We start from the raw sequence: 9,498 nt of genomic DNA, 5'->3' as shown, positions 1-9,498 counted from the left end.
CTGTTAATTGTGTGCCAAACCCAACTGCAACAGCTTATGGTTACTTACCTAATTTCCCTACTCCGGTTGCCGCGGAAAATGCAAAATACTATGATGCTGCATACTGGTATCAGAAAAACGGGAATTTCATTACTCTTAACCGTAACAATAACATCGGACAACGTATGCAGCAATTGTATTCTTACCAAACGAATACAAATAAGCTGACACAAGCTAGTTTTCAATTCACTAACGGAACTCCGGCTTTGTATAACTATACCTATGATGGAAATGGAAACCTGCTTACTGATCCAAGAAACGATGTGAACAACATTACATATTCGTTCTTTGATGATTTACCAACTTCAATCACTAAAACAAATACCAGTCAAAGTATTTATCGTTACTTCAGGGGGGCACGCTCCGTAAAAGAATATTCGGATACAGACAAGGAGTATTATATAGATCAAATCATTCTGGATCAAAATGGAGTCGTAAAAAGCTATCAAACGGCAGCAGGATATTCCATACTTGTAAATGGCAAAATGCAGTATCACTACCAGTTGAAAGATTGGGTAGGCAGTACACGTATTACTCTTGATAATGGTGGGGTTATTGAAAATGCAATTGATTACTACCCATACGGAAAAACAATGCCTGCCCGTGAGTACTACAGCACAAATCAAGAAGGCTATAGATATGGGTATACTGGTCATGAATTAGATGGTGTAACAGGATATCAATACCACGGCGCACGTTACTATGATCAAGATTTAGCAAGATACATGAGTGTTGACCCTTTAGCGATGCAATTTCATGCCTGGTCTACTTACAACTACGTAATGGGCAACCCGATCATGCTGACCGATCCAACAGGAATGGGACCACAAGGATGGGTTGGAAAAGTCAATGAAAATGGGAATACTGTATGGGAATATCGTGAAAATGTAAACTCCGCAAGTCAACTACCTGAAGGATATACGGAGTTTGCTCCTGATGGAACAACAATTCAGTCAACAGATGGTTCTTACTATAGACTTGGAAAAGGAAGTGCAGATCCGATATCAGCTACCGACTTTAAAGCAAGTCACGGAGTATTTGAGGCAGGTAAATATTACAAACTTGGAAATTATGGTTGGGAAGAAGCAGGAGTTGTTCAAGTCGGTGCTGTATCTGCAATGGAAGCAGCAACAACTGAGTTTCTCTTTCAACAATGGCAAGGTGAATTTATGGCTGAAGATTTCCGAAGTACTCATTGGTTCGATTATTACTTACAAGAACAAGGGCGTTTAGCACAACTTGAGAAGTTAAAATATGATTTTGCCCGGACACAAAACATCTTTGGACTAATGTATGAAATTTCTCCGGCTTCATCCATTCCTGATATTGCCGGTAATATTCAGACGGGTAGTTATTGGACTGCCGGTGGTATTGCGGCATTGGAACTTACCCCTTTTGATGAAGTTGCAGATGCAATTAGAGCTAATAAGAGAGCTTTTAGAAGTTTTAAGTCGTTGAACGGATCTGCTGGAGTGAGAATGGAATGGCATCACGTTGTAGAACAACATGCAGATAATGTTCTTAAATTTGGACATGAGGTAATTCAAAATTCAGACAATCTCATTCGATTGGACGTAAATCTTCATAGGTTGGTTACAGGACATTACAATTCTAGAGGACCAGAAGGTTTTTCTAGGGTTAGGGATTATGTAAAAACACTAAGTTTTAACGAACAGAGAGAGTACGGACTGAAAATCATGAGACAAGTTGGTTGGAAACCTTAAATTAAAAATAGACAATTGTATGAATTCGTTTAAAGAAAAATATTTTGAATTGGTGTTACAGTATGCTTCATTTCAGAGGCAAGGCTTTGAAACAACACCCGTAGTTAAATCTGAATTAGCGAAATATGTTCGAAAATCTAATGCTGTACGAGACAAAATTAGTGCTCTTTGTAAACAAGCGAAAGATGAAGGATACTTAAATGACATTAATGAGTTTATGTTCCATGAAGACAAGTATGTTCGCTGTTTATCAGCAATGTACTGCTTATTTACCGATCCAAAAGTTGCTGAGAAAGTTTTGGAAGAAATAGACAATCTTCCTGTTCCAAATCATGCTGCCCCTCTTGCATTCACCACTTTAGAAGTTTGGAAAAAGGGACTGCTAAAACTTTAATGGTTTGTTATTATGTAGTATGAACTGATGAAAACATTAAAAGAAAAGTATTCATAATTCAAAACACCTTTTATTTGAAATCGAGTAGGTAAAGCAAATACCTACTCGATTATTCACCACTATTTTCTTTTCACTGAACAAAAAGTAACAGTAAAGCACAAAGGTTACTTCTAAATACAATTTTGCTATAAACTATTGTCTCATTAAATTCTAAAATGCGATGACAACTATTGACTATTCACAAGTAATTATTCGATTAATAAGAGCCGATCTTCGTAATACTCAGATCGTAAAGTTCCTTTCTTTTTTTTACACGAACGCATCCAATTACAGGCTTAATCTTTACGAAGATATATTTGAACTTATGCGACTCAATACCTATGAAAATTATGAGGAATTGAAGACATGGTATTTGAATCAGTTAGAAAACGCTAAGTATTTACCTATAAACACATTAGATAATGTTGCAGCTGATATGTACGCTGATCTAAAGATGAAATATCATGGGGAAAACTAGATTTCTGCAATTACTCCTTAATTATTGTTTTTGTCCAGGAAGAAGTTTCATTTTGAACTTTTAGAAAATAGGTTCCAGTTGGAAAATCTGAAACATCTATTGTCGTTGTATTAGATTGAAATATTATTTCTTCCCCTGAAATCGAATAAACATGAATGGCTAGATTTTTAGATGCAATAGAAGAATCTAAAGTAATTGTGATTTTCTCGGAACTTGGATTCGGATATACTGAAAGAGTCTGATTATTTTCCAAATCATCAATTCCCAAATTAATATTTGTAGACTTAAAAATACTTCCGTTGAATCCACAAGTGTATCCAACACCAGAATTTGAAAAGGCGATCGCATTTTGAACTTTAGGTAGAGAAGTTAAAAAAGTCCAGTTAGTCCCTCCGTCGGTAGTTTTTGAAATCACACCTACATATGAATTTAGGTTTTGACCAACGATGAATCCGACATTGTTATTTACGAATTTTATATCAACATAAGAGTCCCCATAAACAATTTGTGGTATCCAGGTTGCCCCTCCGTTTGTGGTACGTATAATGATCGCTTGGTTCTCAATTAAATTTTTTCCTACTATAAACCCATTATTAGCATCTTTAAAATAGATACTCCGCAATTGAAAGTTGGCTGAAATACCACTATCAAAGTCATAAAGAGTCGTCCAACTTAATCCCCCATTAGTTGTTTTATGAATATGGGCATCATTCCCCACAGCGTAGCCAACAGTTGGGCTAGTGAAGAAAACATCGAAGATATGTGCTCCTTGCCCGGGGCTTACTGAACTCCAGGAATTTCCTTCATCGGTGGACTTCAAAATGACACCATTCTGACCACATGTATAAATATCTGTCCCATTTACACAAACCGAAAGCAACATTTCGGTTGTGCCCGAATATATTGATGTCCATCCCATTCCACCGTTCGTAGATTTAACAATTGTACCACCATCTCCAACAGCTATAATTGTAGTTGTGTTAATATATTCTACATCCTTTAAACCGGCAGTTATTCCAGAAATCTTTTGTGCCCAATTTACGCCACTAGTCGTCATTAAAATCTTTCCTCCATCCCCCACAGCGATTCCTTTGGTATCACTTAAAAGTTTTATTCCGTGAAGTTCATTTCCCGTACCACTATTTAGAGCTGAAAAAGTTTGAGAGATTAATGACGAGGATAGAAAAAGGGAAACAAAAATGAGTAGTATTTCTTTCATTGCGTATTAAATGAGTGGTTTTATAATTTATTAGTCTGGATAAAGATAGGATTCTTTGAAAGGTATTAAAATGATATACTGTAAAAAAGGATTATACTGAAAACCTTAACTTGGTAGGATTAGGCTTATTTTCAGAGTACAAAGAACATGGAATTGAAAATGATGTAAAAGAGATTGAACCACTCAAATAGGGTAATTTAAACAATTCTCTATAAAAATAAAAGCCCCATTACGGAGCTTTTTTATCTATAATTTGTTTCGAACTTTGTTACAACGGGTTCACAAAAAAAGACAACTGCCCACCATTTGGTGGGCAGTTGTCTTTTTATTCATATGTAAATAGCTTAAATCCTACAAAAAAAGTTAGTTGCCCACTTATTAGTGGGCAGTTACGATTTTTTATCTTCCTTCAAAAAAGTATTACTTTCAATTTGCTCTCTTAGTTTTTTCGCTAATGGTTCATAAATTCGAAATGCAGTAATTGTATTCATAACAAGTGTTTTGAATCTGTTTTTTGCGGTGTCTGATACTGTAACATATTCATCGTAATCACCAGAATATTCATTAGTCAATAAAACTAGTTTATCAATGGTTTTCCTTTTTCTATCTGCTGGTAATTGTTCGAGTTCTTCGATTTTTGTAATTGAAAATTCGTGCGCAAATTCATTTCGTATATTGTTGATGCAACGACAGGCTTCGAAAATTTGTTTTGGAAAAAGTCTGAATGAAGCAAGCATATTTATTTTAACGCTTATTGCTGTATTAGAAAAATCTAAAAATGAATTGAAGTCTGGGAACAATATTTCCAAGGATCTATTTACATGATATTCCATAAATAGCGCGAAGTAAATGACCGAATTCCGATCTTCATTGTAACTGTTAAAACGTTGAATATGTTCGGGTACTTCTTTATTCCAAATAGAAATAACTTCCCTTAAATATTTATCATCCCAACCATTAATTATGGCTTTTTGGTCATGGTCAATAAAGAAATCTTTTTTACTCATAAATAATTTTTAGTTCGTACGAATTGGACAGTTTCATTCTTTTTTAAATCTTCCCAAATTTTCTTGTTGCCCTTATAAAATGATAAATAAAAAATCCGTCTGAAATCCGTAAAAGCAATTCCAAACCTATATCAAATCCTTTTATATATTCAGGTGTCTTATGGACCGGATTCAAAAGTTCAAAGTATTGCCCAGTTCCGTTTCTAAAAGTTTCAAAATCATTAGTGAAGTTGAATCCTATAATCAAAAAATAGATCAATGTATGGAATACAAATAACCACATTAATGGTAATGCCCAACTTTGACCAAAATCTGAAACCCAGCGACTCAAGAATATTAAAATTCGATCCCAAAATGGAATGTTCCAACTAATTCGAATTTCTTTCCATCGAAGGCGCATTTCATTTCTGTAAAAATCCAGCGATTCAATTAAATTATGATTAGAGATAGATGTTGCTTTTAATTGTCTATAAGTCTCACGTTCATAAAGTAAAATACTTACATCTTGATCTTCATAATTGTAAAGATTGCCAAATAGATATTTTCTAATGCGGTACAATAAATTGCCTTTATTGGAACTTATATCTGCTTCGAACTTTTTTAGCCATTTTTTTCGAATTGGATAAAACATCGGAATATCTTCGTCAATAAAACTATCAGAAAGTTTTTTTCCTGGTAGCCATTTTACATTGGCAATATTCAGTGAACTAAAATCACATCGTTCAATTAATAGTTTATTATCAAAGAAGACCTGATTCCAATAAAACGATTTAATTGCAACATCGTAAAACTCCGCTTTATCGATTTTGATTTCGTTAAAACGAACACTACCAAAATTACTTATGACATCATTCATTTTTAAGTGATTGATTTCAATTTCATCTAAAGTAATGGAACCTGTAAATGAATGAAATTCAAAACTTAATTCTTGAATTTTATTAGCAAGTATCTCCACTTTTGTTTTATCGATGAATTTATAATGTGCCATAATCGTTAAAGAATCAAATTCTTTAGCTTTGGAAATAATTTTCTCAACTCCTCCGACGATCGTCACGTTTCTGAAATTGGTTAATTCAATTTGATTGATTTGATTTTTGGAAATTATATTTACAGACTCTAATTCTTTACTATGAAGCCTAATTTTATTGATTTGAGCATTTTCAATAGAGAGGGACTCTCCCTTTAATTCTGATAGGATTATTGATTGGCTACATTCAGAATTCTCGAGTAATGTGGTTTGTATTTCTGAATTATAAATGGAAATTGAACCAATTGTACACCGTTCAAATTGTAATTCGTTTAATAATGATTTTATCATTTTGAACCTGCCTAGTTTACAGTTATCAAATTCAAAGTATAAATCAACTTGTAAATTATTTATCGCAAACCCTTTTTTGAAATCACAATTTGAAAATCGAAGAACTTTATTTTCTCCGAAATCCGTTTTATTCTCAAAATCAATAGCTGAATATTCTTCAAATATTTCATTATCAATTGTTTTTTGGGATTTCATTGCTTCCAGCAAGTAGTCAAGGGTTAGTTTATTATTCATAGCAATAAATATAATCACATTATAAAAATGTGATTCTTATAAAAGAATATTAACATTTAAAGCTCCCTGTAAAAATAGAAGCCCCTTTTATGGAGTTTTTTATCTATGCTTTGTTTCGACTTTTGTTGCAGCGGGTTTTCGGGCTAAATTTCTTTCCGGAATTTTTCAATACTGAATTGATTTTCAGAATTATTGTGTAGTATTAAGGTAAGAACAGAACATGAGCTATTCATCAATAATAAAATCGAGAATAAATAAAGTTTTGATTGATTGTAAATGGTGTACTTAATATTTACATATGTTAGCAAAAATTAATAATGGAGAGTATAACCACAAACGCTGGTAAGAAAATTTTCTGCCTTGACACAGAAGGTGTCATACATTTACATGATTTGTTATCTAACAATGTCCATCTTCTGGAGGAAATGGATCCAGTAGAGCCGAGGGGAATTAAGAATAAGGGAATGCTTGAAAGTGCAATTGGACGTCAGTTTGCTGGTTTTGGCGACTTTAATAAATATGATGATTGCTTTTCAAACGTTGCGACTTTAGCATTTGGGGTCATTAAAAATCATGCTTTCCATAATGGAAATAAACGAACGGGGTTACTATGTATTGTAAAACATCTCTATAATAATGGATACGTCCTTTCTCCAGAACTAGACTCGAAAGAGTTTTATGAATTTCTCGTGTCGATTGCTGACTCAAGTCTATATCAGTTTTTCCTTAAGTATATTAAAAAATATCCAATGATACGTTCCAAAGGCGAAAAAAGGTTAAGTATATGGGATACTGACATGGATATTCGTTTTATGGCATTTTGGATAAAGAAAAATTCAAGTCCTAAAGCCAATACTATCAAGGGGAACGTTAAAATTTCGACACTTAAAAAAGCCGTTCGAAACAAGCATATAAAAATAAATCAAAACGGTTCGAATTTAGAGTGTGAATTAGAGAGGGAAAGTAAATTTTTAGGAGTTCTCTTAGGTTCTAAAATGAAAAAAATATACTCATTAGGTAATAATAGGTCTGAAGTTGACAAAATAACCCTATCTAACTTCAGAAAGGATTTCAATCTCACTAAAATGCATGGTGTTGATGATACATTTTTTTACGAAGAAGAAGCTTTTCTAGATTCCGAAATTAAAGCTTATAAACAAATCATATATCAATTAAGTAAAACATAAACAAATTCAAGTAACTAACATACAATCATTTGTTACTGCTTTATTTGAGTTGTGTCTATTTCTTAATGCATTTAAAATTTGAAAATATGAATCCAGCAGAAGATTGCTTACGCTATTTACAATCTAGGAATTGGATAGAACTCACTCGAATTCTATCTGATAACAAAAATGCTCAAAATTTAGCCGATTCCCCAACGTTTTCCATATTTGAAAACATATTCATTGACGAGTTAAAAAAACATGAAAATGAAACGAGTGATGACTTAATTCATGTTGCAACAAGAATCTTCCAAATACATCAGCACGATAAATCAGCTTTCACGTTATCGGATAATGGGTTTAGAGGTGTTGCAAGGTATTTGTTTGACAGGAATCCACATAGAGTCTACGCCGAAATTCTCATTGATGAACCAGATGTCCAACTATTCTTAGAGAAAGAGGAAATTTCCATTCAGAAAAGAATAGTTATTGATCAACTAAGTTCTAATCTTAATGTAAAAGTTGGTGAACATGGTGAACTTCAGTTTGATAAAGATATTTTCAACGGTTCTCCGCAAGAAAAAGAGCTCTATCTCGCAGCAAAAAATGTATTGTCTGGTTCGATTTTACTCCCAAATACCGCTCTTAGCACCATAATAGATTCAAAAGTGTGTAGCTTTCTAAATGATGTAACTTCCAATTTCTTTTACAAATCTACACTTGATTTATGTGTTGTGAATCCAACTACATTTAGACCAGAACTGTTTATTGAGCTTGATAGTAGTTGGCATGATAAACCAAAAAATGTAGAGAATGACAAAATGAAAGATGAAATATTTCAAAAAGCAGGACTGAAACTTTTTCGACTAAGGAAAAAAGAGAATAAAGAAATGAAAGATATTTTTGAGTTGTTTATTAAAGAAAATTACTCAAGGTCTGAAAGAAATTGATTTGGGGTAAATTTAGTCTTGCTCTAAAGTGTTCGACTCTGGTTGCGGTAGGATCACAACAAAAAGAAAAGCCCCTTTATGGAGCTTCTTCAGTTATATTTTGTTTCGACTTTTGTTGCAACGGGTTCACAACAAAAAGAAAAGCCTTGACGATTGTTCGTTGAGGCTTTTCTTTTTGTACTTCTACTCGTTCTGTTTCTCATTCTACCTGGCTTTTCTTTTTGCAGAGCGAGAGCGGGGAATGAGAATGAAGAGGGGGAATCCGTGTTTGAAGGCTGAATCTAGTTTCCTCCCTCGGAGGGAGGAACAAGGAGGATAGCGAAGAAAAATCTCTTGTAAACCATTGATTTTATTGTGTATTTCTAATATTTAAGGCAGTTCTAATCTAATTGGTTTCAGGCAACAAAAATCAACTATATCTAGGTCTGTTATCAGGAGTCGAGTCCGTTAAAAAAACACGAAAACAGTTCGCTTTTATTTTTATATTGGTACTTCACAAGTATGTATTAATTGGCCAACCGATAAAATACCTATACCAGGTATCCTGAAAATTGGACTTTGAGATTAATCAAGAGTTATTATTCTACCAAGGTTCTTTACATTTGCAATCTAGATACCTCTTAAATTAAATTACTTATGATAAATAAAGCCAACCGCCTAATTTTTGTTTTCATGTGTTTTGTTGCAATGCAGGTTAGAGCGCAATCTGTTCTGTATGTTACTTCTCTCGGTGACAACGGTCCGGGAACACTTAGACAACAAGTGATCAACGCTTTTCCGGGCGATACGATTAAGTTCCAGGTAACGGGAACTATTTTTTTAAGCACAGGAAGAATTGAATTTCTAAAAAACCTGGTAATTGAGGGACCAGGTATGAATAATTTAATAATTAGACCCAGCTCACCGGACCGAATTTTTCGTTTTGTAGGA

8 protein-coding genes are annotated in these 9,498 nt (G+C 33.6%); 5 read left to right on the top strand and 3 right to left on the bottom strand.

Annotated features, from left to right (window positions below):
* Together Q1V93_RS19315 and Q1V93_RS19310 are read left to right on the top strand one after the other, a co-directional pair.
* Positions 1–1,763, top strand: a 1,763-nt coding sequence (locus tag Q1V93_RS19315; protein ID WP_300667125.1) for an RHS repeat-associated core domain-containing protein, incomplete at its 5' end; no start/stop codon positions are given.
* Positions 1,764–1,782: 19 nt separating this feature from the next.
* Positions 1,783–2,157, top strand: a complete 375-nt coding sequence (locus Q1V93_RS19310; RefSeq protein WP_300667123.1) for a hypothetical protein — start codon at positions 1,783–1,785, stop codon at positions 2,155–2,157.
* 527 nt (positions 2,158–2,684) lie between these two features.
* Here the strand turns inward: Q1V93_RS19310 and Q1V93_RS19305 are convergent.
* From Q1V93_RS19305 to Q1V93_RS19295, 3 genes are all read right to left on the bottom strand, one after another.
* The gene (locus Q1V93_RS19305) at positions 2,685–3,893 is read right to left on the bottom strand and encodes a YCF48-related protein (protein WP_300667121.1); all 1,209 of its coding nucleotides are present in this window, start codon (positions 3,891–3,893) and stop codon (positions 2,685–2,687) included.
* 389 nt (positions 3,894–4,282) lie between these two features.
* On the bottom strand, positions 4,283–4,900 hold the full coding sequence (locus Q1V93_RS19300) for a hypothetical protein (protein WP_300667119.1): 618 nt from the start codon (positions 4,898–4,900) through the stop codon (positions 4,283–4,285).
* 43 nt (positions 4,901–4,943) lie between these two features.
* A complete protein-coding gene (locus Q1V93_RS19295; protein ID WP_300667117.1) occupies positions 4,944–6,452 on the bottom strand; it encodes a hypothetical protein in 1,509 nt (502 codons plus the stop codon).
* 317 nt (positions 6,453–6,769) lie between these two features.
* On the opposite strand from Q1V93_RS19295, the gene Q1V93_RS19290 reads away from it, so the two are divergent.
* From Q1V93_RS19290 to Q1V93_RS19280, 3 genes are all read left to right on the top strand, one after another.
* Positions 6,770–7,639, top strand: coding sequence for a type II toxin-antitoxin system death-on-curing family toxin (locus tag Q1V93_RS19290; RefSeq protein ID WP_300667115.1), 870 nt, complete (start codon positions 6,770–6,772; stop codon positions 7,637–7,639).
* An 86-nt stretch (positions 7,640–7,725) separates the two neighbouring features.
* Positions 7,726–8,568, top strand: a complete 843-nt coding sequence (locus Q1V93_RS19285; protein WP_300667113.1) for a DUF2726 domain-containing protein — start codon at positions 7,726–7,728, stop codon at positions 8,566–8,568.
* A gap of 636 nt (positions 8,569–9,204) precedes the next feature.
* The coding region (locus Q1V93_RS19280) for a hypothetical protein (RefSeq protein ID WP_300667111.1) at positions 9,205–9,498 on the top strand (294 nt) is incomplete at its 3' end.

Origin of the sequence: Fluviicola sp. (genome assembly GCF_030151805.1) — a bacterium.
In the GTDB taxonomy this organism is placed as follows: domain Bacteria; phylum Bacteroidota; class Bacteroidia; order Flavobacteriales_D; family Crocinitomicaceae; genus Fluviicola.
Note: the sequence above shows the minus strand (reverse complement) of the source record. Positions and strands in the feature narration are given on the sequence as shown.